The organism is Pseudomonas sp. ML96 (assembly GCF_000761545.1).
Taxonomy (GTDB): domain Bacteria; phylum Pseudomonadota; class Gammaproteobacteria; order Pseudomonadales; family Pseudomonadaceae; genus Aquipseudomonas.
In genome coordinates, this window is record NZ_JPMY01000028.1 from 55,772 (window position 1) to 81,953 (window position 26,182).

Sequence of the window (26,182 nt, forward strand, 5' to 3'; positions counted from 1 at the left end):
CGGCTCTTTATCCGAACCGAGACTCGCCCATGACCCTGAAGACCATCGAAGGTACCTTCATCGCCCCGCAAGGCAAATACGCCCTGGTGGTTGGCCGCTTCAACAGCTTCGTCGTCGAGAGCCTGGTCAGCGGCGCCGTCGACGCCCTGGTCCGCCACGGCGTGAAGGAAAGCGACATCACCGTCATCCGCGCGCCGGGCGCCTTCGAAATCCCGCTGGTCACCCAGAAAGTCGCCCAGCGCGGCGAGTTCGCCGCCATCATCGCCCTCGGCGCGGTGATCCGTGGCGGTACCCCGCACTTCGAATACGTCGCCGGCGAGTGCACCAAGGGCCTGGCCCAGGTGTCCATGGAATACGGCGTGCCGGTCGCCTTCGGCGTACTGACCGTCGACTCCATCGAGCAGGCCATCGAGCGCTCCGGCACCAAGGCCGGTAACAAGGGCGCCGAAGCTGCTCTGTCCGCCCTGGAAATGGTCAGCCTGCTGGCGGCCCTGGAGGCCAAGTGAGCCTGAATCACGACGACAGCCAGGACGCTCCGCAGCCCAAGGCCAAGGGCAAGATCGCGCAGCGCCGCGTGGCCCGCAGCCTGGCCATGCAGGCGCTGTATCAGTGGCACATGGCCGGTCAGTCGCTGAACGAGATCGAAGCGCAGTTCCGCGTCGACAACGACTTCAGCGGCGTCGACGGTGCCTACTTCCATGAGATCCTGCATGGCGTGGCGTACCAGAAGACCGAGCTCGACGAGGCCTTCGCGCCGCTGCTGAGCATCCCGCTGGACGAGCTGGACCCGGTCGAGCTGGCCATCCTGCGCCTGTCCGCCTGGGAGCTGAAGAGCCGCGTCGACGTGCCCTACAAGGTCGTGATCAACGAGGGCATCGAGCTGGCCAAGACCTTCGGCGCCACCGACGGGCACAAGTTCGTCAACGGTGTGCTGGACAAGCTGGCGCCGACCCTGCGCGGGCCGGAAGTCAACGCCGGCAAGCGCTGAGGCTTTGGGCGAGTTCGAGCTGATTCGTCGCTACTTCGCCGCCGCGCCCTGTGCGCAGGCGGCCGAAGGCGTCGCCCTCGGCATCGGCGACGACTGCGCTCTGCTGCAACTGCCGCCCGGCCAGCAATTGGCCCTGTCCACCGACACCCTGGTGGACGGCGTGCACTTTCCCCATTCCTGCGATCCCTTCCTGCTCGGCCAGCGAGCCCTGGCGGTGAGCGTCAGCGACCTGGCTGCCATGGGCGCCGAGCCGCTCGCCTTCACCCTGGCGCTGACCCTGCCCACGGCCGAGCCGGCCTGGCTGGAGGGCTTCGCCCGCGGTCTGTCGCAAATGGCCGGGCACTGCCGCATTGCCCTGGTCGGTGGTGACACCACGCGCGGCCCGCTGAGTCTGACCCTGACCGTATTCGGCCGCCTGCCGAGTGGCCAGGCGCTGACCCGCAGCGGCGCGCGTGCGGGCGATCTGCTCTGCGTCGGCGGCAGCCTGGGCGACGGTGCTGGGGCGCTGCCGCTGGTGCTGGGCGCGCAGCAGGTGCCAGGCGAGTCGGCCGACTATCTGCTGCAGCGCTACTGGGCGCCGCAGCCGCAGCTGGCCCTCGGCCAGTGGCTGCGTGGCCGGGCCACGGCGGCACTGGATATCTCCGACGGCCTGCTGGCCGATTGCGGCCATATCGCCGCGGCTTCCGGTGTGGAACTGCAGATCGAGCGTGACCACGTGCCGCTGTCGCCCGCCCTGCGCGACCTGGCGGGTGAGCGGGCGCTGGACTGTGCGCTGGCTGGTGGCGACGACTATCGCCTGGCCTTTACCCTGCCGGGCGAACTCCTGCCGGCGCTGCGGGCCCAATGGCCAGAGACCGTGGTAATCGGCCGCGTCGTGACAGGGCAGGGCGTACAGCTGCTGGACGGCGAGGGCAGGCGTCTGGAGCCGCCACGGGCGGGCTATCAACATTTCGCACAACAAACATAGAGATGCATGGTGACTGAAGTCGTGAAAGTCGCGCCGCAGGTGTGGCGCAATCCCTGGCACTTCCTCGCCTTCGGCTTCGGCTCGGGGCTGATGCCCAAGGCGCCGGGCACCTGGGGCTCGCTGGTGGCGATACCGTTCATCCCGCTGTGGCAGATGCTGCCGGACTGGGGCTACTGGCTGATGCTCGGCGTGACCATGCTGTTCGGCTTCTGGCTGTGCGGGCGGGTGGCCGAGGACATGGGCGTGCACGACCACGAGGGCATCGTCTGGGACGAGATGGTCGGCATGTGGATCACCCTGTGGCTGGTGCCCGAGGGCTGGCAGTGGTTGCTGCTAGGCTTCTTGGTGTTCCGCCTGTTCGACATCCTCAAGCCCTGGCCGATTCGCTGGATCGACCGGCACGTGCATGGTGGCGTCGGCATCATGCTGGACGACGTGCTGGCCGGGGTGTTCGCCTGGGTGGCAATGCAACTGCTGGTCTGGGGCCTGGCCTGATTCGGAGGCTGTCGATGCGTGCATGCTGGCTGCTTGTGCTGTGGTGCCTGGGCTGGTCTGCTGTCCAGGCCGCGGAGCCCGTGCCGCAGGATATCCAGATGGTCAGCGAACACTGGCCGGCGCATACCAATCCCGACGGTAGCGGCCTGGCCTGGGACATCATGCGCCAGGTGTTCGAGCCGGCCGGTGTCAGCGTCGAATTCCGCATCGTGCCCTACACCCGCTCGATCGGCCTGGTGCAGCGCGGTGAGGCCGATGCCTGGCTGGGCTCCTACCGCGACGAGATATCCGAGGGCGTGTTCTACCCGCGCTGGCCCTACGATGCCGACCGTATCCTCGCCCTGTCGCTGAGCAGTACGCCGCAGCCCACGCTGCAGAACATCGGCGAGTACCGCCTGGCCTGGATGCGCGGCTACGACTACCAGCATTACCTGCCGGGTGTGAGCCGCTTCCAGGAGATCGAGCGCCGTGTCGGCATCCTGCGAATGCTGGAGCTGGGCCACGCCGACTTCTATCTGGATGCCTCCACCGAGGTCGACGAGGTGCTGCGCGAGGGCTCGGACCCTGCGCGCTTTCGCACTACGCCACTGATCCGCTTGCCGCTCTATGTCGGCTTTGCCGATACTGCCCGCGGCCGCGCGCTGGCCGAACTGTTCGATCGGCGCATGCCGATTCTGGTGCGCAGCGGCGCCTTGCGACCGCTGTTCCACCAGTGGCAGCAGCCCTATCCGTTCGATGAGGACATGGAGATCCCCGATGCGTCGCCTTGAGCTGTTCGCCGCCAGCCTGCTGCTGGCCCTGAGCCCCCTGTTGCAGGCCGAGACCCAGGTGCAGGTGGTCGGCCTGTTCCCCGGCGCCGCAGTGCTGCTGGTGGACGGCCAGCGCAAGCTGGTACGCAACGGCCAGACCGGCCCCGGCGGGGTCAAGGTGATCAGCGCCGACAGCAAGGGCGCGCTGCTGGAGGTGGACGGCGTGCAGCGCAGCTATGGTATGAGCCGCGAGTACAACCAGGCGGGAGCCTCTGCGGGAGCACAGAAGGCTCAGCTCAGCATCAGCCGCGGCGCCGGCAACCACTATTGGGTCGCCGGCTCTGTCGATGGTCACCCGGTGCAGTTCCTGGTCGATACCGGTGCCACCTCGGTGGCGATGAACGAGGGCCAGGCCCGGCGCCTGGGCATCGACTACCGGGTCGTGGGCATGCCGATGGTGGCCAGCACCGCCGGCGGCAATATCCGCGGCTGGCGCATCAAGCTCGACAGCGTCAAGGTTGGCGGCCTGGAGGTGCTAGGTGTCGAGGGCGTGGTGCTGGAAGGTGATTCGCCCACCGAGGTGCTGCTGGGCATGAGCTTCCTCAGTCGGGTGCGCTGGCGCGAGGAAAACGGTGTGCTGCAGCTGGAGTCCAAGTTCTAGCGGCCCGACCGAGCGATCCATCGGCCACTTCGATCCTTATCGCCGATAATTCAGGCTGCGCCGGGCGCCGCCTGCGCTGGTACAATGCCGGCCTTTTCTGCCGAACCTCAACAGGAGCAACCGGTGTCCGTCGTCTTCGTCGCCGCCTCCAAACTGCCTACACCCTTCGCGGTGTTCACCATGCACGGTTTCCTCGAAGAGGCGACCGGCAAGGAGCACGTGGCGCTGACCCTCGGTGATGTCGCCGATGGCCAGCCGGTGCTGGGCCGCCTGCATTCCGAATGCCTGACCGGCGATGCCCTGTTCAGCCAGCGCTGTGACTGCGGCGCCCAGCTCGAAGCTGCCCTGCGTGCCATCGCCGCCGAGGGCCGTGGCGTGCTGCTGTACCTGCGCCAGGAAGGCCGTGGCATTGGCCTGCTGAACAAGATCCGCGCCTACGAGCTGCAGGATGGTGGTGCCGATACCGTCGAGGCCAATGAGCGCCTGGGCTTCGCCGCCGATCAGCGTGACTACTCGATCTGCCAGCCGATGCTCGATCACCTGGGCATCCGCGCGATCAGCCTGATGACCAACAACCCGCGCAAGGTCAAGGCGCTGGAAGGCTTCGGCGTACGCGTGGCCGAGCGCCGCCCGCTGGAGACCGGTCTCAACCCGCACAACCGCAAGTACCTGGCGACCAAGGCCGGCAAGCTCGGCCATATGCTGGGCCTCAAGCACCAGGCGGAAGAAGAGTGACCCGCGCCGAGGTGCGTCGCCGACTGGCCCTGGAGTGGTGGCGTTGGCTCGGCTTCGCCCTGGCGCCGCTGTTCTTCCTCAACCTGCTGTTCGGTGGCAGCCAGGCTCTGGGCACTGTGCTGGAAATGCCGTTGTTCATCGCCGGCCTGGCCTCCATGTTCGTCAGCCTGCCGCTGTTCTCTGCCTACAAGCGCGCCCTGATCGCCACCGAGAAGGCGCTGGACGGCGAAGCCGAGCGCGACGCCTGGCTGGAACTGGCCCGCGTGCGACGCAAGGCCTTCCTCGGAGCCGGCCTGCCGGCCTGGATCGCCGCCATCGCCCTGTTCAGCGGGTTGAATGCCGTTGCCCTGATCCTCATGGCCCTGAGTAGCGTGGTGCTGCTCTGCCTGTACCGCATCCCCCGCCAGCTGGGCTGATGCGCGCGCTGCTGGCGGCCTGCCTGCTCGCCTGCGCCACGCCGCTGCTAGCGGCCGAGCGGGTGGTCAGCCTGGCACCCTCGATGTCGGAAATCATCCTCGAACTGGGCGCTGAACAGCGCCTGGTCGGCTTGCTCGACGGCGGCCCGCGACCGGTCGAACTGGCTGATGTGCCTTCGGTGGGGCGTTTCGGCACGCTCGAGTTGGAGACCCTGCTCAGCCTGCGGCCCGATCTGGTGCTGCTGGCGCCGGGCAGCCTGCCCGAGGCCCAGCTGCAGCAGCTGCGCGATCTGCAGATCCCGCTTTACCAGGGCGCACCGCCCGACCTGCAGTCTCTGGCCGAGCAGTTTGCCGAGATCGGCGAGCGGGTCGGGCGCGCCGAGCGTGGTCGCCAGCTACGCGACGATTTCCGCGCCGGCATCGCCGAGCTGCGCGCGCGCTATCGTCGCGAGCCGCCGCTGGCGGTGTTCTATCAGGTCTGGCATCAGCCGCTGTACAGCATCGGCGCTGAGCAGATTCTCGGCGATGCCCTGGCGGTGTGTGGTGCGCGCAACGTGTTTGCGGATGTGCGCTTGCCGGCGCCGCAGGTCAGCATCGAGGCCGTGCTGGCGCGTCAGCCACAGGTGATCCTCGGTGGCAGCGGCGCTGAGCTGGAACATTGGCGGGCCTGGCCGCAGGTGCCGGCGGTGCGCCTGAATCAGCTGTGGTCGGTGCCCGACAAGGGCCTGGAGCGGCCGAGTTTCCAGATGCTGGCGGCCACCGCCAAGCTGTGCGAGCTGTTGCAGCAGGCACGCAGCGACTGAAGTGGATCAGCTGAAACGACAAGGGCCCCGGATGGGGCCCTTGTCGTTTGGCTCGACGCTTACAGTTCCGGGGTCCAGGTCAGCCCCAGCAGCAGGCTGCGTGGCGTTTCCTGGTAACCGTAGTAGCGATAGTCGCCGGCGTACTGGTAGAGCGCGTTGCTGTAGTCCTTGTCCAGCACGTTGGCCAGTTTGAGGTCGAAGGCCAGCTCCGGGCTGGCCTTCCAGCTGCCACGCAGGTCGAGCACGCCATAGCCGGCGATTTCACGCTGGTTGGCATCGTCATCGTAGCGCTGGCTGAAGGCCTGCCAGGTGGCGCCGACGCCGAAGGCGCCGAAGCTGCGATCGAGGTCCAGGCTCAGGTGGCGCTTGGCGCGGCGCGCCAGGGTATGGCCGCTGTCGCGATCGCGCGGGTCGATGATGCTCAGCGACAGGTTGCCGGTCCAGGCGCCGAGCTGCTGCTGCAGGCTGGCCTCGAAGCCGTTGATGCGCGCCTCGTCGACGTTGTAGTTGCGCCCGATGAAGGTGCTCGAATCCCACACATAGGTGATCAGGTCGCGGATGTCGGTGCGGTACAGCGAGGCTTCCAGGCGTGTGCCCTCAGCCAGTTGGCTGCGCCACTGCAGCTCGTAGCTCTTCGAGCGCTCGGGGTTGAGGTCGGGGTTGGCGCCCCAGTCGGCCGGGCCGTACAGGTCGTTGAAGGTCGGCACGCGGAAGCCTTCGGCGTAGGACAGCACCAGGTCGTTGGCCTCGTTGAGCGGCAGGGTCAGGGCGGCGTTCCAGGTGTTCTCGCTGCCGTACTGCTCGTTCTTGTCGTGGCGCAGGCCCAGCTCGGTGGAGAAGTGTTCGCCCTGGTAGCCGTGCTGGATGAACGCGGCCTGGTTCCAGCGGCTCTCTTCGCTGTATGCGGTGCTGCTGTGCAGGTTGTCTTCGAGGTAGTCGAGGCCGACACGCAACTGGTGGCCGCTGCCCAGTTCCAGGGTGTTCAGCCAGGCGGCCGAGTCGCGGTAGGTATTGAACACATCGCGGGCCGGGTAGAGCTTGTCGAAGTCTTCCTGCTTGTCTTCGCTGTGTCCCAGTTCGAGGCGGCTGCTCCAGTTGTCGCTGAAGTTGGCGTCCAGGTAGGCGGCCACAGTGCTTTGGCTGAACTCGCTCCAGTTCTGCGCCGGGTAGCTGAGGAAGGTGCTGTTGTCGTAGCGACCGTAGGGGTTGTCGTACTCGCTCTTGCCGCGCTGGTCGACGGCGCTCAGGCCGATCTCCAGGTCATCGCTCAGCGCATGGGCCAGGTTCAGGCCGAAGCTGCGGTTGCGGTAGGCATCGTGGTCGGCGTCCGAGCCGTAGGAAATGTCGGAGCGGTCGATGCCGTCGGTCTCTTCCAGGCTGCCGGTCAGGTTGTAGCGCGTGCGCTCGTTGCCGCCGGAGAGGCCGAGGCTGCGTTCCCAGGTGCCCTGGCTGCCGCCGGCCAGGCGTACGACGGGATGCAGGCCTTCGCCTTCGCCGCGGCGGGTGAAGATCTGCACCACGCCGCCGATGGCGTCGGCGCCATAGATGGCCGAGCGTGAGCCGCGCAGTACTTCGATGCGCTCGATCTGCTCGATGCTGAGGAACTGCAGCGCCGCGCCGCCGGAAGAGGCCGAGCCGATGCGCACGCCGTCGACCAGGATCAGGCTCTGCGCGTTGCTGGTGCCGCGGATGAACTGACTGGTATTGGCGCCGCGGCCACCGTTGCGCACCAGTTGCACGCCGGGGACGCGTGACAGCAGTTCGCCGACGCTGCTGGGGCGCAGGCGTTCGATGTCCTCGCGGGTGAATACGCTGACCGCCGCGCTGCTCTCGCCACGTGCCTGCACGTCGCGGTTGGCGGTGATCACGGTATCCGCGAGCTTGAGTGCCTCGTCCCGGGAAGGGGCGGCGGCGAAGGACAGGCCGGGGGCGAGTGCCACGGCGAGGGCAAGGCGAGACAGCTTCATCGATGATCCTCAAAGGTTCGAGCTTCGAGGAGGGCGGGACAGGCGCACGGCGGCGCCTGACGGTGCGGCCCTCCGCAACACCAGTCGAAATTCGCCAGGGCCGGTCTCCGGGCTCTCGACACCGATCCGCTCGCCTTCCCGGGATGACCCAGTGGCTTGGAGCGGACCTGCAGCCTAGGGCTGCGGTCGATTACCGTTGCGGGGGCAGCGCCGGGATTGCTCGTACGAGCGCACCGGCTTCCCGTTTCACGTCACCCGATCTGGGCGGCGCACCTTGGCGGAATACAAAAACGCCGCGCACCTTAGTGCACGGCGTGATGAACCTCAAGCAAGTTTAGCCGTAGTGAGCGTGAGTTCTGCTCATGTACGACGGGCGGGTCAGGCGGTGGCCGAATGGCGCCGGGTCAGCCCGCTTGTCGTCGCGCGCTCGCTACCGTCCTGGTGGCTGAGGCGGCTGGCGGTCTTGTGCAGGTCGAGCACCAGTTGCGCCAGGGCCTGGGCCGCCTGGCGGGTCTCGGCGGCGCTCTGGCTGCTGCGCTCGGCCGCGCCGGTGATGGCCTGGGCCTGGTCGGTCACCGCCTGCACCTGGCTCAGCTGCTGCTGCATCGACTGGCTGATCTGGCCGAGGCGGCCCTGCATGGACTCGACTTCGCTCTGGATACGCTGCAGCGCGGTATTGGCCTCGTGCGAGCGCGTTACGCCACGCTCGGCGGCGTCCTGGCAGGCCTGCATCACGGCCATGGCCTCCAGCGTCTGCTGGCGCACGCCGCCGAGGGTGCTGGCGATCTCCTGGGTCGACTGCGCGGTGCGCTGCGCCAGGTTGCGCACCTCGTCGGCGACCACGGCAAAGCCGCGCCCGCTCTCGCCGGCCCGCGCCGCCTCGATGGCGGCATTGAGGGCGAGCAGATTGGTCTGGTCGGCGATGGCGCGGATCGATTCGGTGATGTGCTGGATCTCCTCGGTCTGCCGGTTCAGCGCCTGCAGGGCCTGGCTCGACTGCTCGATGCGCGCGGCCAGCTGGCCCGCGTCCTCGGCGTTCTGGCGCACCGCGTCGCTGCCCTGGCGGCTCATCTGCAGGGCCTGGCGCGAGGCGCTCTCGCTGTCGAGGATGTGCTCGGTGGCCTGGCCGATGCTGCGGTTGACCTCGATCATCGCCCGCGCCGTGGACACCGCCGCGGCCTGGCCCTGGCTCGCGCACTGCGAGGCATTGCTGGCGGTGCGGCCGAGGGTGTCGGAGGTCTGCTGCAGGGCCTCGCCGGCACCGACGATGCCCTGCATGGTGTGGTCCATCTTGTCGACGAAGCTGTTGATCCAGCCGGCCAGGGCGCCGGCCTCGTCGCTGCCGAAGCGTTCCACGCCGAGGCGGCTGCTCAGCGGGGCGCCGCACTCGGCGGTTTCCAGGAAAAAGTCCGACAGCGCCTGCAGCTTGCGCGCCCGCGGGCGCAGGCTGAAGGCCCAGAAGGCACCGAGCAGCAGGCCAGCGGCGGCGAAGGTGATGGCGCTGGCCTGTTGCGGCAGCTGGGCGTCGAGGATCATCTGCAGGCCGCCAAGGGCGCACAGGCCGAGCAGTAGCTGGCGGCTCAGCGAGTAGCTGAGGCTGCGCCGGCGGTAGACCTCCTCCAGGTCGCCCTCGCACATCATGCCCCAGGTGTCCGGCGAGCCAGGCATGCGCAGGGTCAGGCCGGCGCCGATCACCGGCACGTGGCGATAGTCCGGGTAGCCGGGGTAGAGCACGAACATGTTGCTGCCGTGGCGGATGGTCTCGCGCACGCCGGGGTGCAGCTGGCCGGTGGCCGGCGCGGTGAAGCGCAGTTCGAACTCGGTGTGCTTCTGCACACGAATGGTGCCGAACGGGGTGCGAATGCCCTGTTTCAGGTTGTCGCCGCCGCTGAAGGTGGCGTCCTCGAAACGCGAGCGCGACAGTGCGGTGCCGGGCGCGATGGCCGGGTCGTAGGCGCTCTGCACCATGAACAGGTAGTTGTCGCCGGAGTCACGGTAGACGTGGCCGGCCTCGCGCTGGATCAGATCGCTGAGCACGTCGTTGGGGATGCGCGCGCACAGGCAGCCGACCACCTGGCCGGCGTGGCGCAGCGGTTGATGGAACATCAGGGTGACTGCGTCGTGGAACTGCGAGGTAGTGGCGCCCAGCTGCAGGGTCAGCTCATCCAGATAAGGGCCGCGCAGGAAGGGTGCCTTGAGCCCGGCGGCGAGGGCCTCCGGATCGTGGCGCTGGCCGTTGCGCGCTGCGTGGCTGGAGGCGAGGATGCGCCCATCGGCGGCCACCACGAACAGCTCGGAGACTTCGGGCATGTGCGCCCTGGCTTGTTCCAGGGCTTCGCTGGGCAAGTTCGGCCAGCCCTGGCCGAGGCCGTTGCCGACCAGCTCCAGTGCCTGCCAGTGCTGTTGGGCCCAGCCGATCAGCAGGTCGACGCGGGTCTGCGCCAGGCCGGCGAAGGTCTTCTCGACCTGGGCAGCCTGGCCGCGATTGAGCAGCCAGGACCAGCGCATGGCCAGCTTGCCGGTCCTGCCGAACCAGGGCAGCCAGCGGCGCTCGGCGCCATTGAAATCCATTCGATGACTGAGCAGCGGCATTAAATAAAGCTCCCTGGCGCCCGCAGGCGGCCCCGTTCCTTATGATTATTCGGAACGATAGTGCAAGAAGCGGGCCGGTGCGGGAGTAGGGATCAGGCGTCGAGCTGGGCGAGGCGGGCGCGGATGGCGGATTCGATGCCGGTCTGGTCCAGGCCGCATTCGGCGAGCATCTGCGCCGGTTTGGCGTGCTCCACGTAGTAGTCCGGCAGGCCCAGGTGCAGCAGTGGCTTGAGCAGGTTTTCGGCGGCGAGGAACTCGCTCACCGCGCTACCGGCACCGCCCATCACGGCGTTTTCCTCGATGGTCACCAGCAGCGCGTGGCTGGCGGCCAGTTCACGCAGGAGGCTTTCGTCGAGGGGTTTGACGAAGCGCATGTCGACCACGGTGGCGTCCACTGCCTCGCCGACGCGCAGCGCCTCGGCCAGTTGCACACCGAAGGCCAGCAGGGCGGTGCGTTTGCCTTGGCGACGGACCACGGCCTTGCCGATCTCCACCGGTTCCAGGGTCGGGTCGATGGCGGCGTTGGGGCCGCTGCCGCGCGGATAGCGCACGGCTGCCGGGCCCTGGAAGTGGTAGCCGGTGGTCAGCAGCAGGCGCAGCTCGTTCTCGTCGCTGGGCGTGGCGACCAGCATGCCGGGGATGCAGCGCAGGTAGGAGATGTCGAAGCTGCCGGCGTGGGTTGGGCCGTCTTCGCCGACCAGACCGGCGCGGTCGATGGCGAACAGCACGTCGAGGTGCTGCACGGCCACGTCGTGGATCAGCTGGTCGTAGGCGCGCTGCAGGAAGGTGGAGTAGATCGCCACCACCGGCTTGGCGCCGTCGCAGGCCATGCCGGCGGCAAGGGTCACCGCGTGCTGCTCGGCGATGGCGACGTCGAAGTAGCGCTCGGGGAACTTGTCGGCGAAGGCCACCAGGTCGGAGCCTTCCTTCATCGCCGGAGTGATGCCGACCAGGCGCGCGTCTTCGGCGGCCATGTCGCACAGCCACTGGCCGAATACGCTGGAGTATTTAGGACCGCTAGGTTGCTTGGGCGCAACCGGGGCGTTGATCGGCTCCAGCTTGGTGATGGCGTGATAGCCGATCGGGTCGACCTCGGCCGGGGCGAAGCCCTTGCCCTTCTTGGTCACCACGTGGAGGAACTGCGGGCCGTCGAGGTCGCGCATATTACGCAGCGTCGCGACGAGTGTGGGCAGGTCGTGGCCGTCGATGGGGCCAACGTAGTTCCAGCCCAGCTCCTCGAACAGGGTGCCGGGCACCAGCATGCCTTTGGCGTGTTCCTCGACCTTGCGCGCGATCTCCCAGGCGCCGGGCAGGCGCGAGAGGATCTTCTTGCTGCCTTCGCGCATGCTCGAATAGGTGCGGCTGGAGATGATCTTGGCCAGGTAGTTGGACAGACCGCCGACGTTCTTCGAGATCGACATGTCGTTGTCGTTGAGCACGACCAGCATGTTGGCCTTCACGTCGGACGCATGGTTCAGCGCCTCGAAGGCCATGCCGGCGGTCAGCGCGCCGTCACCGATCACCGCCACCGCCTTGCGCTTGCTGCCCTGCATGCGTGCGGCGATGGCCATGCCCAGTGCTGCGCTGATGCTGGTGCTGGAGTGGCCGACGCCGAAGGTGTCGTACTCGCTCTCGCTGCGACGCGGGAAGGCGGCCAGGCCGTCCTTCTGGCGCAGGCTACCCATGCGCTCGCGGCGTCCGGTGAGAATCTTGTGCGGGTAGGCCTGGTGGCCGACGTCCCACACCAGACGATCGTCCGGCGTATCGAAGATGTAGTGCAGGGCGATGGTCAGCTCGACCACGCCGAGGCCGGCGCCGAAGTGCCCGCCGGTCTGCCCGACGCTGTACAGCAGGTACTGGCGCAGCTCGTCGGCGAGGGTCTCCAGCTCGCTCTCGGCCAGACGGCGCAGGCCCTCTGGGGTATCGGCGCTGTCGAGCAGAGGCGTAGCGGGACGCTCGCGAGGGATCTCGTGGAAGGTGGTCGGCATCAGGCAGATCGTTATTAGGCGTACAAAAGATGCGGCAGTTTACCTGAAGCGCCGGAAACAGCCCAAACGACCTGTAGCGCGATCAGCCGACCGGGTAGTGCCGCGCCAGGAAATCCAGCAGCAGCGCGTTGACCCGCGGGCCGTCCTCACTCTGCAGCCAGTGGCCGCAGCCGGGTAGCAGATGCTGTTCCAGGCGTGGCACCTTGTCGGCCATGCGCTTGAGTGTCGGCGCCTCGAAACGGCCGACCGGGTCGCGCTCGCCGAGCAGGAACAGGGTCGGTTGCTCTACTCGCAGCGCGCCCAGCGGCTCGGTGCGCTGCCAGCTGCGTTCGAAGTTGCGGTACCAGCTCAGCGCACCGTGGAAGCCGCGGCCGGCGAAGGTGCGTTCGTACACGGCGAACAGCTCGGGTGGGCACCAGGCCGGCAGCGGCAGGTCGCTGAGGCCATCGAACAGCCTGGCATCGGCCGGCTTGTCGCCAAGTAGCGCGCCCTCCAGGCCGCCGAGCAGCAGGCGCAGGCTGCGACCGATGTCGGCGTCCAGCTCAGCCTCGGCCAGGCCCGGCTCCTGGAAGTAAAGGATGTAGTGGAAGCGCCCGGCGTAGGCCTCGCGCATCATCTCGATGGCCGGGCGCTTGGGCCGCCCGCCGAAGGGTACCGACAACGCGCCGAGCGCCTGCACCCGCTCGGGTTCCAGCAGAGCCAGGTGCCAGGCCACCGGCGCCCCCCAGTCATGACCGACCACGGCGACGTGGGTCTGGCCAAGGGCGTCCATGGCGCCCTGGATATCGCCGCACAGGGTTATCAGGTCGTAAGCGGCCGGGTCCTGTGGTGCGCTGCTCTGCCCGTAGCCGCGCATCTCCGGGGCGAATACCCGGTAGCCGGCGGCGGCCAGCGCCTCGATCTGCGGGTGCCAGGCGTACCAGCACTCGGGGAAACCGTGCAGCAGCCACACCGGTTTGCCGTTCTCCGGGCCGGCGCTGTACAGGCTGAGCTCGATACCGTTGACCGCCAGCAGCTGATGTTCGATGTGCATGGAGATGCTCCTTACCAGGTGTCGACGAAGGGCCGTTTCTTGCCCGTGCGCGGTGCCGGCGCGGGCGCCGCGTTGAGGCCGCGCAGCAGCCAGGCGCGGCTCTCGGCCGGGTCGATCACTGCGTCGATCTCCAGGTAGCTGGCCATGTTCAGAGCCTTGCCGTTGGCGTAGGCCTTGCCCACCAGCTTGTCGAACAGTGCCTGGCGGCTGGCGTCGTCCGGCTGCGCCGCCAGCTCCTTGGCGAAGCCCAGACGTACCGCGCCCTCCAGGCCCATGGCGCCGAACTCGCCACTGGGCCAGGCGGCGGTGAACAGCGGCGAGTGGAAGCTGCCGGCGGCCATGGCCTGGGCGCCGAGGCCGTAGCCCTTGCGCAGCACCAGGGTGAAGAAGGGCACGGACAGGCTGGCGGCGGTGACGAACATGCGCGAGACATGGCGCACCGTGCCCTGCTGCTCGGCCTGCGGACCGACCATGAAGCCGGGGGTGTCGCACAGCGAGACGATGGGTAGGTCATGGGCCTCGCACAGCTGCATGAAGCGCGCGGCCTTGTCGCCCGCCACGGCGTCGATGGCGCCGCCCAGGTGGGCCGGGTTGTTGGCGATCAGGCCGTACGGCCGGCCTTCGATGCGAATGAAGGCGGTGATCAGGCCGGGGGCGAACTGGCGGCGCAGCTCCAGCACGCTGCCCTCGTCGGCCAGGGTGTCGATGACCTGGCGGATGTCGTAGACGCGCAGGCGGTTCTCCGGGATCAGGTGGCGCAGCTCACGCTGGTCGGCGCAGTGCCAGTCCGTCTGGCGGCCCTGGAAGTAGGACAGGTACTGCCTGGCCACACTGACGGCTTCGGCTTCGTCCTCCACCAGCACGTCGATCACCCCGTTGGGGCCCTGCACGCTGGTGGGGCCGACTTCCTCGGGCTTGAAGCTGCCCAGGCCGCCGCCTTCGATCATCGCCGGGCCGGCCATGCCGATGCTGGCGTTGCGGGTGGCGATGATCACGTCGCAGCAGCCGAGCAGCGCGGCGTTGCCGGCGAAGCAGCGGCCGGAGACCACGCCCACGGTCGGCACCAGGCCGGACAGCTTGGCCATTCCGACGAAGGTGTGGCAGTCCAGCCCGGCCACGCCGACGAAGTCGGTATCGCCTGGCCGGCCGCCGCCGCCCTCGGCGAACAGCACCACCGGCAGGCGCCACTGCTCGGCCAGGGCCAGCATGCGGTCGGTCTTCTTGTGGTTCATCACGCCCTGGGTGCCGGCGAATACCGTGTAGTCGTAGGCGATGGCCATGCAGCGCGCGCCCTGCTCACCGAACTGCGCGGCGCCGACCGTGCCTATGCCGGCCACCAGGCCGTCGGCCGGGCTCAGCTCCAGCAGCTCCTCGGCGGAGCGCCGGCGGCGCTGGGCGGCCAGGGCCATGGCGCCGTATTCGATGAAGCTGCCGTCATCCAGCAAGTCCGCCAGATTTTCACGAACAGTGCGCTGGCCGGTCTTGCGCCGCTTGGCCACGGCTGCGGGGCGGCGTGCGTCGGTCAGCAGTGCGTGGCGTTCGAACACCTCGGCGAGGTCGGCGCGAATATGCTCAAGGTCGAGGCTTTCTTCGCTGGCGCCGCCCGCGTCGGCCACTTCGGCCGGTTCGAGGAACAGCAGGGCCTGGCCCTCGGCCAGCGCATCGCCGGGCGCGACGGCCAGGGCGCGGACGATGCCGCCACGCTCGGCGCGCACCTCGAATTCCATCTTCATCGCTTCCAGCACGGCGACCACCTGCCCGGCGGCCACGGCGTCACCCTCGGCCACCTGCAGGGCGACCAGCACGCCGCTGCTCGGCGCGCTCAGGGCGATAGTGCCGGGCGGTGCATCGACGCCGCGCTGCGCCGCCGTGTCCGGCGCGCCGCTGCCGGCGAAGTAGCGGTGCGGGTGTGCGGCGCCGTGGGCGGCGAGCAGTTCGCTCAGGTGACGTTCGACGAAGCGGGTGTCGACTTGGTTGCCGGCCACTTCCTCGCGCTGCAGCAGGTTCTGCAGCAGGTGCAGGTTGCTCGCCACGCCTTCCAGGCGCACCTCGCACAGGGCACGGTAGGCGCGGCGCAGGGCACTCGGGTAGTCGGCGGCGGTAGCGATCAGCTTGGCCAGCAGCGAGTCGTAGGCCGGGCTGACCGGATAGCCAGCATAGCCGTGGCCGTCGACGCGCAGGCCGGGGCCGGACGGCGCCTGGTAGGCGCTCAGCACGCCGGCGGCCGGGCGTGCGCTGCCATCGGCCTGCAGGGTTTCCAGATTCAGGCGCAGCTGCACGGCGCTGCCCCTCAAGGCAGGCGGAGTGGCCAGGCCCAGTTCGCTCAGGCGGCTGCCAGCGGCCAGGCGCAGCTGGGTGTGCAGCAGGTCGACGCTGGTCACCTGCTCGGTGACGGTGTGCTCGACCTGCACCCGCGGGTTGGCCTCCATGAAGTAGAAGTGGCCGGGGCTGTCCAGGTCGAGGAGGAACTCGAAGGTGCCGATGCCGCGGTAGCCGACCTCGCCGGCCAGGCGCAGCGCGCAGGCGATGATCGCCTCACGGCTGGCGGCATCCAGGTCGGGGCTGGGGGCGATCTCCACCAGCTTCTGGTTGCGTCGCTGCAGGCTGCAGTCGCGCTCCCACAGATGGCTGACGGCGCTGCCGTCGCCGAGAACCTGCACCTCGATATGACGGGCGCGCTGCACCAGTTTCTCGATGTACAGATCGCCGTTGCCGAAGGCCGTTTGCGCCTCGGACTGGCAGCGCGCATAGGCCTCGGCCAGCTCCTCGGCCGCGCTCACCGCGCGCATGCCGCGGCCGCCACCACCGGCCAGCGCCTTGACCATCACCGCGCCGTGTTCGGCCTGGAATGCCTGGGCCTCGACGAGGCTCACCGCGCGATTGAGCCCCGGTACCAGCGGCACCGCGCAGTGCTCGGCCAGGGCGCGAGCGGCGGCCTTGTCGCCAAACAGTTCGAGGGTCTCCGGCGCCGGGCCGACAAAGGTCAGACCGGCGGCCTGGCAGCGCCGGGCGAACTCGGCGTTCTCGGCGAGAAAACCGTAGCCGGGATGCACCGCCGTGCAGCCCTGCTCAAGAGCGATGGCGATCAGCTGATCCATGTCCAGATAGGCCGGTACGCCACGGCCCTTGAGCGGCACGGCGAGGTCGGCCTTGCGCGTGTGCAGGCAGGCCGCGTCGTCCTCGGCATGGATGGCGACCGAGCGGATGCCGAGGTCGGCACAGGCCTGGGCGATGCGGATGGCGATCTCACCACGATTGGCGATCAGCAGGGCGGAAAAGGGCATGGCCGGCGGCTCCGGTCTGGTTCTTGTGATGCGAGCATCTTAGGCAGTCGCCGCCGTTCGCCGCAGCCAACTGTGCCGCGACGAATACCCATTACTCAGGGTGGTGAATCTTTTGTCCGAATCGGCCCTTGTCGGCGCCGGCCGCGGGCGCTATCTGTGGCGCTTCGCTTATCGCTGCAAGGATTGCCATGAACGAGTTGTTGCATAGCCTGGACTGGGTGCTGCCGTTGCGCAGCGACGGGCTGACCCCGCTGATGCGTTTCTTCACCCTGCTTGGTTACGAGAAGTTCATCCTGTTCTTCCTGCCGCTGGGCTACTGGGCCTGGAATCGCGGAGTCTTTCTGCGCCTGCTGGTGCTGGTGGCCGTCACCGCGCTGGTCAATGCCTGGCTCAAGGACTTCTGGCAGGACCCACGCCCGGACATCGCCCTGCGCATGGATCACGAAGTGGGCGACAGCTTCGGCCTGCCCAGCGGGCATGCGCAGATCGCCGTGGTGATCTGGTTCTGGCTGGCCTGGGAGCTGCGCCGGGGTTGGGCCTGGCTGGTCAGTGGCGTGGTGGTGAGCGGGATCATTTTCAGCCGCCTGTATCTCGGCGCCCACGATGTCGAGGATGTGCTCGGCGGCTCGCTGCTGGGCATCGCCACGTTGCTGCTGTTCGAGCTCGCGCGGCGCTGGAATGGCTGGCGCGAGACCGCCGAGGTCTGGCTGCAAGGCCTGATCCTGCTGGTGTTCGTCGCCGCCTGGCTGAGCTGGCCAGGGCGGCAGGCGCCGAGCTATGTGCCACTGCTGGCGGGGATGATGTGCGGCGTGCTGGCCGGCTATCGGCGCCTGCGCTTCTCCGCCGAGGTGGCGCTGTGGAAGCGCCTGGCGGCGGCAGTGCTCGGTGCGGCCGCCTTTATCCTGCTGCAGAAGCTGCTGAAGCTGGCCGGAGCCGCCTGGCCCTGGGAACCACAGCTGTGGCAGGCCCTGCGCGGGCTGGCGATGGGGCTGTTCGTGGCTGGGCTGATGCCCTGGCTGCTGGTGCGCCTGGGGCTATTGAAGGCGCTACGAGAGGAAGAATCAGTGGCGCCGTTGGGCGCAGTCGCCTGAGGCGAAGCGAACGGCGCGCTTAGCTGCGCCGTTCGACGATGTAGCGGGCCAGTTCGCGCAGCGGCTCGGCCTTTTCGCCGAAACCGCGCAGGGCGTGCAGGGCCTGGTCGCGCAGTTCCAAGGCGTAGGCCTTGGCCTGTTCCAGACCGAGCAGGGCGGGGTAGGTCGGCTTGTGGTTGGCCTCGTCCTTGCCCTGGGTCTTGCCCAGGGTCGCGGTGTCGCTCTCCACGTCGAGGATGTCGTCCTGCACCTGGAAGGCCAGGCCGATGGCGCGGGCGTACTGCTGCAGCGAGCGCAGGCTGGCGTCATCGGCATTGCCGCTGGCCAGGGCGCCGAGCTGCACGCTGGCTTCGATCAGGGCGCCGGTCTTGTGCCGGTGCATGGTCTCCAGCGCCGGCTGGTCGAGGCGGCGGCCCACCGATTCGAGGTCGATGGCCTGGCCGCCGACCATGCCGGCGGGGCCGGCGGCACGGGCCAGGCCGAGAACCATGGCCAGGCGCAGGTTGGGGTCCAGCGGGTTGCGTCGGGCGTCGGCCAGGGCGGCGAAGGCCAGGCTCTGCAGGCCGTCGCCGGCGAGGATGGCGCAGGCTTCGTCATAGGCGATATGGGTGGTCGGCTGGCCGCGGCGCAGGTCGTCGTCGTCCATCGCCGGCAGGTCGTCGTGTACCAGCGAGTAGGCGTGGATCAGTTCCACCGCGCAGGCGGCACCGTCGGCGCGGTCGAGATCGCCGTCCAGCGCCTCGCAGGCGGCGTACACCAGCAGCGGGCGCACGCGCTTGCCACCGTTGACCACGCTATAGCGCATGGCCTGGTACAGGCGCGCCAGCTCGCTGCGCGGGGCATCGAAGAGTTCTTCCAGGGAGGCGTCGACGCGCGCCTGGCAGCGCTGCTGGTAGGCGGCGATCATGCCTGCTGGTCCGCGTCGAAGGGCACTTCTTCCAGCTCGCCGTCGCGCTCCAGCAGTTGCTGCACCTTCTGCTCGGCCTGGGCCAGGGCGGCCTGGCAGTCACGGGTCAGGCGGATGCCCTGTTCGAAGGCGCCCAGCGAATCTTCCAGCGACAGTTCGCCGCTCTCCAGGCGCTCGACCAGGCTCTGCAGCTCGGCGAGGGAGGTTTCGAAGTCGACGGCGGCTTTCTTGCGGGCCATGGGCAGGTCTCGGCGGGGAATTGGAACGGGCGCGACACTAGCAGAGCGGCGCGCCACGGGGCAAACGGGGTCAGAAACGCAGGACTTCGCCGTTGCTACGGGTCGGTGCTACCAGCGGGATGCGCGGCTGCTGCTCGGCCTTGGGCTTGGCCGGCTTGGGCGTGACGGCCGGTTTCGGTGCTTCGGCGATCGGCTGGTTGCGCAGCGGCTCGATGGCCTCGGCCAGGCGCTGGGCCAGTTGGCGCAGCAGGCGGCTCTGTGCCTGGACCTGGTCGGCGGTGGTGCCGCTATGGGCCTCTTCCAGGCGCAGCAGCTGGCTGTCGCGCAGCTGGCCGCCCTTGTCGAGCAGGCGCCACTGGGCTTCCAGCACGGCGGGGTGAGTCGGGCCGGAGTCCAGGCGGATGATGTTCAGCAGTACCTGCACGTCCGGCTTGAAGTCGGCGGCGGTCGGCGCCAGCACGGTGCGCTGGCTGTCCAGGCGCCAGGCCAGTTGGCGCAGCAGCAGCTGGTCGATGTCGGCGGCCAGGCTGCCGGCCCAGCGGGCGTCGTCGGCGGCCAGCAGGGTGCCGTCGTTCTGGCGCTGCAGCAGGGTTTCGCGTTGCAGGTAGTCAGCCACCGAGACGGGGCCGAGCAGCACGGCCAGGCCCTGGGTCTGCTTGGGGATCTGGGCGTTGCCGTTGTCCAGCTGATACAGCGGTACCGGCTGATGCACCGTGCAACCGACCAGGCCGAGCAGGCCGGTCAGCAGCAATACGGAGGGAAGGCGCAGCAGTCTCATCGTTTCACCTGAGGGCCGCGCGGGCGGCCAATCGTACGTCAAGGCCGCACATGATCCGTCAAAGCGGCCGCGGACTCCAGCCCGCGGCGCTCTACGGCATGCCTTTGCGCTGCGCTTGAACTCAGGCCGGGCTTTCCACCAGCAGCGAGTCGACGCGCTGGAAGCCGCGTGGCAGCTTGTTGCCACGGCGGCCACGCTCGCCCTTGTAGTGCTCCAGGTCGTCCGGCTTGAGCGACAGCGTGCGCTTGCCGGCCTGCAGTACCAGGGTGGCGCCATCGGGCAGCACGGCCAGGTCGGTGAGGTATTCCTCGCGGCTGGCCACGCGCTCACCGGGGATGCCGATGATCTTGTTGCCCTTGCCTTTGCCCAGCTGCGGCAGGTCGCGGACCGGGAACAGCAGCAGACGACCTTCGGTGGTCACTGCCGCCAGCCAGTTGTCCTCGACGCTGGCCACCGGCTTGGGCGGCACAACCAGCGAACCGTTGGGCAGGCTGAGCAGGGCCTTGCCGGCCTTGTTCTTGGCTTGCAGGTCTTCGCCCTTGACCACGAAGCCGTAGCCGGCGTCGGAAGCGATCACATACAGGGCGCTGTCTTCCGGCAGCAGCACGCAGTCGAAGCTCGCGCCTGGCGGCGGCTGCAGGCGGCCGGTGAGCGGCTCGCCCTGGCCACGGGCCGATGGCAGCGAGTGGGCGGCCAGCGAATAGCTGCGTCCGGTGGAGTCGATAAACACCGCGTACTGGTTCGAGCGGCCGGGTGCGGCGGCCTTGAAGCCGTCGCCGGCCTTGTACGACAGGCCGGTGGCGTCGATGTCGTGGCCCTTGGCGCAACGCACCCAGCCTTTTTCCGAGAGCACCACGGTGACCGGCTCGGTCGGCATCAGCTCGGTTTCCGACAGCGCCTTGGCCTCGGCACGGGCAACGATCGGCGAGCGGCGGTCGTCGCCATATTTCTCGGCGTCGGCGAGGATTTCCTGGCGCACCAGTTTCTTCAGCTTGGCTTCGCTGCCGAGCAGGGCCAGCAGCTTCTCGCGCTCCTTGGCCAGCTCGTCCTGCTCGCCGCGGATCTTCATCTCTTCCAGGCGGGCCAACTGACGCAGGCGGGTGTCGAGGATGTAGTCGGCCTGGATGTCGGTGAGGGCGAAGCGCTCCATCAGCACCGGCTTGGGCGAATCCTCGGTACGGATGATGTGGATCACTTCATCCAGGTTGAGGAAGGCGGTGAGCAAGCCTTCCAACAGGTGCAGGCGCTTCTCGACCTTGTCCAGGCGGAACTGCAGGCGACGGCGCACGGTGCCGACGCGGTACTGCAGCCACTCGGTGAGCAGGGTGCGCAGGTCTTTCACCTGCGGCTTGCCATCGAGGCCGATGACGTTGGTGTTGACCCGGTAGCTGGACTCCAGATCGGTGGTGGCGAACAGGTGGGTCATCAGCTCGTCGGCATCCACGCGGTTGGAGCGTGGGATGATGACGATGCGGCAGGGGTTCTCGTGGTCCGACTCGTCGCGCAGGTCGGCGACCATCGGCAGCTTCTTGGCCTGCATCTGCGCGGCGATCTGCTCCAGCACCTTGGCTCCGGAAACCTGGTGCGGCAGGGCGGTGACGACGATATCGCCGTCCTCGACGCGGTACACGGCGCGCATGCGCACCGAGCCACGGCCGGTTTCGTAGATCTTCAGCAGGTCGGCCTTGGGCGTGATGACTTCCGCCTCGGTGGGGAAGTCCGGACCGAGGATGTGCTCGCACAGCTGCTCGACCGTGGCGCTCGGCTCATCGAGCAGGCGCACGCAGGCGCTGGCCACTTCGCGCAGGTTGTGCGGCGGCACGTCGGTGGCCATGCCCACAGCGATACCGGTGGTGCCGTTGAGCAGCAGGTTGGGCAGGCGCGCCGGCAGGGTGGCCGGCTCGTCCAGGGTGCCGTCGAAGTTCGGTACCCAGTCCACGGTGCCCTGGCCCAGCTCGCTGAGCAGCACTTCCGAATAGCGCGACAGGCGCGCCTCGGTGTAACGCATGGCGGCGAAGGACTTGGGATCGTCCGGCGCACCCCAGTTGCCCTGGCCGTCGACCAGGGTGTAGCGATAGCTGAACGGCTGCGCCATCAGCACCATGGCCTCGTAGCAGGCGCTGTCGCCGTGCGGGTGGAACTTACCGAGCACGTCACCGACGGTCCGCGCCGACTTCTTGTGCTTGGAGTCGGCGTCCAGGCCCAGCTCGCTCATGGCGTAGACGATGCGGCGCTGCACGGGCTTGAGGCCGTCGCCGATATGCGGCAGGGCGCGGTCCATGATCACGTACATGGAGTAGTTGAGATAAGCCTGCTCGGTGAAGTCGGCAAGGGAACGGCGTTCCACGCCTTCCAGGCTCAAATCGAGGGAGTCGCTCATGCGTGCCTCAGGGTCATTTCAAAGATGTTGATTGGCGCAGCACCAGGGTGCCGCCCTTTTGAGTGAATTCGAGTTGCTTGAGGGCGCTCATGCCGAGCAGCACCTCTTCGCCTTCCATGCCGGGCGTGATCAGGGCCGCCACGTCGCGCAGCTGGATATCGCCCAGCTGCAGCAGGCCGAGGCGGGTGCGCGCGCCGGTGACGGTGCCGTTGGCGGTGCGGATCTGTACCGGCGCGCCAGGCTGCAGGCCGAGTTCGCTGGCCAGCTTCTGCGGCACGGCCACGGCGCTGGCGCCGGTATCGAGGAGGAAGGTCACGGTACGGCCGTCGATCTGTCCGTCCAGTATGTAATGGCCGCCGCGGCTGCTGGCCAGGCTCACCTCGATGTAGTCGGCGCCATGCACCGACTGCGGCTGGCGATTGGGGTTGTCGCGCTGCTTCTCCCAGTTGCCGAACCAGTGGGTGGCCAGGGCCAGGGCGGCGACCCAGGCCAGGATCAGCATCACGCGGGCGGCGCGCTGGCCGGCGGGGCGTTCGCTCATGGCGCGCTCCAGCCGCCTGCCGGCGCCTTGAACTGCCAGAGCAGCGGGCGGCGTTCGCCGTCGGCGCGGGCCAGGCCGTTGTTGTCCAGGCCCAGCCAGGCGCCGTTCTTGTCCAGCCACAGGGCTTCGGCGACGCCGTAGGGCTCGGGATAGCGGCGGCCATCGGCCAGGGCTGCGGCGACGAACGACCAGCATTTCTCTTCCGCGCCGGTGCTCGGGTCGCGCCGGCAGATGCGGTGCTCCAGGCGCTCCAGGGTGAACAGCTTGCCGTCGAAGAAGGCTAGGTCACCGAAGCTGCGCGGGTAGCGCTTGTCGCTCTGAGGGGTGAGCGGCGAGCGCCGCTGGCCGGCCTCGGACATCAGGATGCAGCCGCCGGTGCAACGCCAGCGGCCCTTCTCTAGGTGCAGCACCAGTAGGCCGCGGCGCTCGCGCTCGGCGGCCAGCCACAGGCGCGCGCCGGCTGGGTCGATGGCCAGGCCTTCGAGCAGGGCGTTGTGGCGCAGCAGCATGCCGCTGGCGCGAGCCTGGCGGATCAGCCCGTCGGGCAGCGGCAGCCATTCGGCGATGCCGCTGGGGCCGACCTGCAGCAGGGCGGTGTGCGCCTCGCTGAGCAGGTAGCGGTTGCCCTTGTCGTCACAGCTGATGCTTTCGAAGTCCAGCTCGCCGCCGCGTACCAGGTTGGCCACCCAGGTGCGCATGCGCAGGCCCCAGGGCAGGGCGCTGGCAGGTACCAGCGGTGCGTCGAAGATTTCGGCCTCGGCCTGCCAGGCACCGTCGCCCGGCTTCAGGCTGTACAGGCGGTCGTCCTCGCGGTCGGACACCGTCAGCCACTCCTCGCCGCAGCGGGTCAGGCCGGACAGGTTGCCGGCGGCCATACCTTCCACCGGATGCTCGGCGAGCAGTTCCAGCTGGACGGGCTCGGCCGGCTTTTCCGCGGCGAACGTCGTGCCGGCCAGCAGCACGCCGGCCAGGGCCAGGCTCAACCTCACGCCAGGACCTCGGCCAGGTTGCCTTTGGACTCCAGCCAGCTCTTGCGGTCGCTGGCGCGCTTCTTGGCCAGCAGCATGTCCATCACTTCGCGGGTTGCCTCGAAGTCGTCCAGACCCAGCTGCACCAGGCGGCGGGTGTTGGGGTCCATGGTGGTCTCGCGCAGCTGCGGCGGGTTCATCTCGCCGAGACCCTTGAAGCGGGTGACCTGCGGCTTGCCGCGGCGCTTCTCGGCGACCAGGCGGTCGAGGATGCCGTCGCGCTCGGCGTCGTCGAGGGCATAGAAGATCTCCTTGCCCAGGTCGATGCGGTACAGCGGCGGCATGGCGACGTAGACGTGGCCGGCTTCCACCAGCGGGCGGAAGTGGCGGACGAACAATGCACAGAGCAAGGTGGCGATGTGCAGGCCGTCGGAGTCGGCGTCGGCGAGGATGCAGATCTTACCGTAGCGCAGTTGCGACAGGTCGTTGGAGCCGGGGTCGATGCCGATGGCCACGGCGATGTCGTGCACCTCCTGCGAGGCCAGCACTTCGCCGCCGTCGACTTCCCAGGTGTTCAGGATCTTGCCGCGCAGCGGCATGATGGCCTGGAACTCCTTGTCGCGGGCCTGCTTGGCGGAGCCGCCGGCGGAGTCACCCTCGACCAGGAACAGTTCGGAGCGCATCGGGTCCTGGCCCGCGCAGTCGGCCAGCTTGCCGGGCAGCGCCGGACCCTGGGTGATCTTCTTGCGCTCGACCTTCTTGCCGGCCTTGAGGCGGCGACCGGCGTTGCCGATGGCCTGCTCGGCCAGCAGCAGGCCGGTTTCCGGATGGGCGTTGAGCCACAGGCTGAAGGCATCTTTCACTACGCCGGAGACGAAAGCCGAAGCCTCTCGGGAGGACAGGCGCTCCTTGGTCTGCCCGGAGAACTGAGCGTCCTGCATCTTCATCGAGAGGACGAAGGCGATGCGCTCCCAGACGTCTTCCGGGGCCAGCTTGACGCCACGCGGCAGCAGGTTGCGGAACTCGCAGAACTCGCGCATGGCGTCCAGCAGGCCTTGGCGCAGGCCATTGACGTGGGTGCCGCCCTGGGCGGTGGGGATCAGGTTGACGTAGCTTTCCTGCAGCGATTCGCCGCCTTCTGGCAGCCACAGCAGGGCCCAGTCCACCGCCTCCTTGTTGCCGGCCAGCGAGCCGCAGAACGGCTCTTCGGGCAGGCGTACGAACTCGCTCACAGCGTCGGTGAGGTAGGAGCGCAGGCCGTCCTCGAAGTACCAGCGGGTGGTCTCGTTGCTGTTCTTGTCGCTGAAGGTGACTTCCAGGCCGGGGCACAGTACGGCCTTGGCCTTGAGCACGTGCTTGAGGCGGCTGATGGAGAACTTCGGCGAATCGAAATACTGCGGGTCGGGCCAGAAGCGCACGCTGGTGCCGGTGTTGCGCTTGCCGACGCTGCCGATCACCTCCAGGTCGGTGGCCTTGAAGCCGTCGGCGAAGGTCATGCGGTGCTCGCTGCCATCGCGCTTGACCTTGACCTCGACCTGGTTGGATAGGGCGTTGACCACCGAGATGCCCACGCCGTGCAGGCCGCCGGAGAACTGGTAGTTCTTGTTGGAGAACTTGCCGCCGGCGTGCAGCTTGGTAAGGATCAGCTCGACGCCGGGGATGCCTTCTTCCGGGTGGATGTCGACCGGCATGCCGCGGCCGTCGTCGATCACTTCCAGCGAGTTGTCCTCATGGAGGATGACCTGGATGACCTTGGCGTGGCCGGCCAGCGCTTCGTCGACGCTGTTGTCGATGACTTCCTGGGCCAGGTGGTTGGGCCGCGCGGTGTCGGTGTACATACCCGGGCGCTTGCGCACCGGGTCCAGACCGGACAGTACTTCGATGGCATCGGCGTTGTAGGCGTTCTGCTGGGCCATGGTGTCTCTTGTCTATTAAAGGGTGGAAAAGTCGAAGTCGGCCCAGAGGGCGGGGGCGAAGCCGGCCAGCGCGAGGATTTCCGGGATGCGCTGGGCGAAGCCCTGGTAGCTGTGGTCGCCACCTTCACGGATATCCAGGCTGCAGCCGTTGTAGAAGGTCTCGGCCTGGCGGTAGTCCAGCGTCTCGTCGGCCGTCTGCAGCCACACGCGATAACGCGCGGCGTCCTGCGGCTCGGCTGTCTCCAGCTCCTGCAGGGCGGCGACGTGGTCGTGGGTCAGCAGCCAGGTCTCGTTGGTGTAGTGGTTGGTCTGCTCGACCTCCTTGCCGCCGAACAGGCGGTGCGGACGCACGGCTGGATTGATCAGCAGGGCGGAGAGGCCATGCTGCTCGGCGAGGAAGGTGGAGTAGTAACCGCCCAGCGAGCTGCCGACCAGCAGCGGGCTACCCAGTTCGGCAATGGCCGCCTGCAGCTGCTGCAGGGCCTGGCGCGGGTGGTGATGCAGGGCCGGCACGCGCAGATGCTGGGCGATGCCGCAGTGTTCGGCCACCTTGAGCAGCTGGCTGGCCTTGGTCGAGGCCGGCGAACTGTTGAGGCCGTGGATATAGAGGATGCTGGGATTCATGGAGCGGGAGGCTACAAGCTAGGCGGCGCCAGCCGCAAGCACTGATGGCCGAGGCTTAGG

23 protein-coding genes and 1 riboswitch are annotated in these 26,182 nt (G+C 68.3%); of the genes, 10 read left to right on the plus strand and 13 right to left on the minus strand.

Annotated features, from left to right (window positions below; genetic code table 11):
* The first annotated feature begins 29 nt into the window (after positions 1–29).
* From ribE to IP89_RS14895, 9 genes are all read left to right on the plus strand, one after another.
* On the plus strand, positions 30–506 hold the full coding sequence (gene ribE / locus IP89_RS14855; RefSeq protein WP_043310363.1) for a 6,7-dimethyl-8-ribityllumazine synthase: 477 nt from the start codon (positions 30–32) through the stop codon (positions 504–506).
* Positions 503–988, plus strand: coding sequence for a transcription antitermination factor NusB (gene nusB / locus IP89_RS14860; RefSeq protein ID WP_052081094.1), 486 nt, complete (start codon positions 503–505; stop codon positions 986–988). The genes ribE and nusB overlap by 4 nt, the downstream gene beginning before the upstream one ends.
* Before the next feature lie 4 nt (positions 989–992).
* Positions 993–1,955 (plus strand): thiamine-phosphate kinase, encoded by a 963-nt coding sequence (thiL, locus tag IP89_RS14865; RefSeq protein WP_043310364.1) that lies wholly within the window; start codon positions 993–995, stop codon positions 1,953–1,955.
* Between the two features lie 6 nt (positions 1,956–1,961).
* Positions 1,962–2,450 (plus strand): phosphatidylglycerophosphatase A, encoded by a 489-nt coding sequence (locus IP89_RS14870; protein ID WP_043310365.1) that lies wholly within the window; start codon positions 1,962–1,964, stop codon positions 2,448–2,450.
* A gap of 14 nt (positions 2,451–2,464) precedes the next feature.
* Positions 2,465–3,220 carry an ABC transporter substrate-binding protein gene (locus IP89_RS14875; RefSeq protein ID WP_156115060.1) on the plus strand — a complete coding sequence of 252 codons (756 nt, stop codon included), beginning with the start codon at positions 2,465–2,467 and terminating at the stop codon, positions 3,218–3,220.
* Positions 3,207–3,860 (plus strand): TIGR02281 family clan AA aspartic protease, encoded by a 654-nt coding sequence (locus IP89_RS14880; protein ID WP_043310366.1) that lies wholly within the window; start codon positions 3,207–3,209, stop codon positions 3,858–3,860. Before IP89_RS14875 ends, IP89_RS14880 begins: the two co-directional genes overlap by 14 nt.
* A gap of 123 nt (positions 3,861–3,983) precedes the next feature.
* The gene (ribA, locus tag IP89_RS14885; protein WP_043310367.1) at positions 3,984–4,595 is read left to right on the plus strand and encodes a GTP cyclohydrolase II; all 612 of its coding nucleotides are present in this window, start codon (positions 3,984–3,986) and stop codon (positions 4,593–4,595) included.
* Positions 4,592–5,011, plus strand: coding sequence for a hypothetical protein (locus tag IP89_RS14890; protein ID WP_043310368.1), 420 nt, complete (start codon positions 4,592–4,594; stop codon positions 5,009–5,011). Before ribA ends, IP89_RS14890 begins: the two co-directional genes overlap by 4 nt.
* A complete protein-coding gene (locus tag IP89_RS14895; protein WP_043310369.1) occupies positions 5,011–5,814 on the plus strand; it encodes a helical backbone metal receptor in 804 nt (267 codons plus the stop codon). Before IP89_RS14890 ends, IP89_RS14895 begins: the two co-directional genes overlap by 1 nt.
* Positions 5,815–5,873: 59 nt before the next feature.
* Here IP89_RS14895 and IP89_RS14900 read toward each other — a convergent pair whose 3' ends face one another.
* From IP89_RS14900 to IP89_RS14920, 5 genes are all read right to left on the minus strand, one after another.
* On the minus strand, positions 5,874–7,781 hold the full coding sequence (locus tag IP89_RS14900; protein ID WP_043310370.1) for a TonB-dependent receptor domain-containing protein: 1,908 nt from the start codon (positions 7,779–7,781) through the stop codon (positions 5,874–5,876).
* 80 nt (positions 7,782–7,861) lie between these two features.
* A riboswitch (cobalamin riboswitch) is annotated at positions 7,862–8,073 on the minus strand.
* Between the two features lie 86 nt (positions 8,074–8,159).
* Entirely contained in the window at positions 8,160–10,373 is a 2,214-nt protein-coding gene (locus IP89_RS14905) for a methyl-accepting chemotaxis protein (protein WP_052081095.1), read from the minus strand.
* A 92-nt stretch (positions 10,374–10,465) separates the two neighbouring features.
* Complete coding sequence (gene dxs / locus IP89_RS14910; protein WP_043310371.1) at positions 10,466–12,361, minus strand: 1-deoxy-D-xylulose-5-phosphate synthase; 1,896 nt, start codon at positions 12,359–12,361, stop codon at positions 10,466–10,468.
* A gap of 82 nt (positions 12,362–12,443) precedes the next feature.
* Complete coding sequence (locus tag IP89_RS14915) at positions 12,444–13,394, minus strand: alpha/beta fold hydrolase (RefSeq protein ID WP_043310372.1); 951 nt, start codon at positions 13,392–13,394, stop codon at positions 12,444–12,446.
* 11 nt (positions 13,395–13,405) lie between these two features.
* On the minus strand, positions 13,406–16,678 hold the full coding sequence (locus IP89_RS14920; RefSeq protein WP_043310373.1) for a carboxyl transferase domain-containing protein: 3,273 nt from the start codon (positions 16,676–16,678) through the stop codon (positions 13,406–13,408).
* A gap of 188 nt (positions 16,679–16,866) precedes the next feature.
* Here IP89_RS14920 and IP89_RS22805 point away from each other — a divergent pair, with 188 nt between their 5' ends.
* Positions 16,867–17,769 (plus strand): phosphatase PAP2 family protein, encoded by a 903-nt coding sequence (locus IP89_RS22805; RefSeq protein ID WP_052081096.1) that lies wholly within the window; start codon positions 16,867–16,869, stop codon positions 17,767–17,769.
* A 19-nt stretch (positions 17,770–17,788) separates the two neighbouring features.
* Here IP89_RS22805 and ispA read toward each other — a convergent pair whose 3' ends face one another.
* The 8 genes from ispA to IP89_RS14965 form a co-directional block, all read right to left on the minus strand.
* Positions 17,789–18,676 (minus strand): (2E,6E)-farnesyl diphosphate synthase, encoded by an 888-nt coding sequence (ispA, locus tag IP89_RS14930; protein WP_043310374.1) that lies wholly within the window; start codon positions 18,674–18,676, stop codon positions 17,789–17,791.
* A complete protein-coding gene (locus tag IP89_RS14935) occupies positions 18,673–18,915 on the minus strand; it encodes an exodeoxyribonuclease VII small subunit (RefSeq protein WP_043310375.1) in 243 nt (80 codons plus the stop codon). Before IP89_RS14935 ends, ispA begins: the two co-directional genes overlap by 4 nt.
* A 70-nt stretch (positions 18,916–18,985) precedes the next feature.
* Complete coding sequence (locus tag IP89_RS14940; RefSeq protein ID WP_043310376.1) at positions 18,986–19,693, minus strand: membrane integrity-associated transporter subunit PqiC; 708 nt, start codon at positions 19,691–19,693, stop codon at positions 18,986–18,988.
* Positions 19,694–19,814: 121 nt separating this feature from the next.
* Complete coding sequence (gene parC, locus IP89_RS14945; protein WP_043310377.1) at positions 19,815–22,073, minus strand: DNA topoisomerase IV subunit A; 2,259 nt, start codon at positions 22,071–22,073, stop codon at positions 19,815–19,817.
* Between the two features lie 13 nt (positions 22,074–22,086).
* Positions 22,087–22,614 carry a TIGR02281 family clan AA aspartic protease gene (locus IP89_RS14950; protein WP_043310378.1) on the minus strand — a complete coding sequence of 176 codons (528 nt, stop codon included), beginning with the start codon at positions 22,612–22,614 and terminating at the stop codon, positions 22,087–22,089.
* Positions 22,611–23,603, minus strand: a complete 993-nt coding sequence (locus IP89_RS14955) for an esterase-like activity of phytase family protein (protein WP_081963260.1) — start codon at positions 23,601–23,603, stop codon at positions 22,611–22,613. The genes IP89_RS14950 and IP89_RS14955 overlap by 4 nt, the downstream gene beginning before the upstream one ends.
* Positions 23,600–25,498 (minus strand): DNA topoisomerase IV subunit B, encoded by a 1,899-nt coding sequence (parE, locus tag IP89_RS14960; RefSeq protein WP_043310379.1) that lies wholly within the window; start codon positions 25,496–25,498, stop codon positions 23,600–23,602. The genes IP89_RS14955 and parE overlap by 4 nt, the downstream gene beginning before the upstream one ends.
* A 15-nt stretch (positions 25,499–25,513) precedes the next feature.
* Positions 25,514–26,122, minus strand: a complete 609-nt coding sequence (locus IP89_RS14965) for a YqiA/YcfP family alpha/beta fold hydrolase (protein WP_043310380.1) — start codon at positions 26,120–26,122, stop codon at positions 25,514–25,516.
* Positions 26,123–26,182 lie beyond the last annotated feature (60 nt).

What these genes read in the sequence shown, in the direction of transcription:
- ribE (WP_043310363.1), top strand. Translation starts at nt 30, where the DNA reads ATGACCCTGAAGACCATCGAAGGTACCTTCATCGCCCCGCAAGGCAAA.
- IP89_RS14870 (WP_043310365.1), top strand. Translation starts at nt 1,962, where the DNA reads ATGGTGACTGAAGTCGTGAAAGTCGCGCCGCAGGTGTGGCGCAATCCC.
- IP89_RS14875 (WP_156115060.1), top strand. Translation starts at nt 2,465, where the DNA reads ATGCGTGCATGCTGGCTGCTTGTGCTGTGGTGCCTGGGCTGGTCTGCT.
- IP89_RS14880 (WP_043310366.1), top strand. Translation starts at nt 3,207, where the DNA reads ATGCGTCGCCTTGAGCTGTTCGCCGCCAGCCTGCTGCTGGCCCTGAGC.
- IP89_RS14895 (WP_043310369.1), top strand. Translation starts at nt 5,011, where the DNA reads ATGCGCGCGCTGCTGGCGGCCTGCCTGCTCGCCTGCGCCACGCCGCTG.
- IP89_RS14900 (WP_043310370.1), bottom strand. Translation starts at nt 7,781, where the DNA reads ATGAAGCTGTCTCGCCTTGCCCTCGCCGTGGCACTCGCCCCCGGCCTG.
- IP89_RS14905 (WP_052081095.1), bottom strand. Translation starts at nt 10,373, where the DNA reads ATGCCGCTGCTCAGTCATCGAATGGATTTCAATGGCGCCGAGCGCCGC.
- dxs (WP_043310371.1), bottom strand. Translation starts at nt 12,361, where the DNA reads ATGCCGACCACCTTCCACGAGATCCCTCGCGAGCGTCCCGCTACGCCT.
- IP89_RS14915 (WP_043310372.1), bottom strand. Translation starts at nt 13,394, where the DNA reads ATGCACATCGAACATCAGCTGCTGGCGGTCAACGGTATCGAGCTCAGC.
- IP89_RS14920 (WP_043310373.1), bottom strand. Translation starts at nt 16,678, where the DNA reads ATGCCCTTTTCCGCCCTGCTGATCGCCAATCGTGGTGAGATCGCCATC.
- IP89_RS22805 (WP_052081096.1), top strand. Translation starts at nt 16,867, where the DNA reads ATGAACGAGTTGTTGCATAGCCTGGACTGGGTGCTGCCGTTGCGCAGC.
- ispA (WP_043310374.1), bottom strand. Translation starts at nt 18,676, where the DNA reads ATGATCGCCGCCTACCAGCAGCGCTGCCAGGCGCGCGTCGACGCCTCC.
- IP89_RS14935 (WP_043310375.1), bottom strand. Translation starts at nt 18,915, where the DNA reads ATGGCCCGCAAGAAAGCCGCCGTCGACTTCGAAACCTCCCTCGCCGAG.
- IP89_RS14940 (WP_043310376.1), bottom strand. Translation starts at nt 19,693, where the DNA reads ATGAGACTGCTGCGCCTTCCCTCCGTATTGCTGCTGACCGGCCTGCTC.
- parC (WP_043310377.1), bottom strand. Translation starts at nt 22,073, where the DNA reads ATGAGCGACTCCCTCGATTTGAGCCTGGAAGGCGTGGAACGCCGTTCC.
- IP89_RS14950 (WP_043310378.1), bottom strand. Translation starts at nt 22,614, where the DNA reads ATGAGCGAACGCCCCGCCGGCCAGCGCGCCGCCCGCGTGATGCTGATC.
- parE (WP_043310379.1), bottom strand. Translation starts at nt 25,498, where the DNA reads ATGGCCCAGCAGAACGCCTACAACGCCGATGCCATCGAAGTACTGTCC.
- IP89_RS14965 (WP_043310380.1), bottom strand. Translation starts at nt 26,122, where the DNA reads ATGAATCCCAGCATCCTCTATATCCACGGCCTCAACAGTTCGCCGGCC.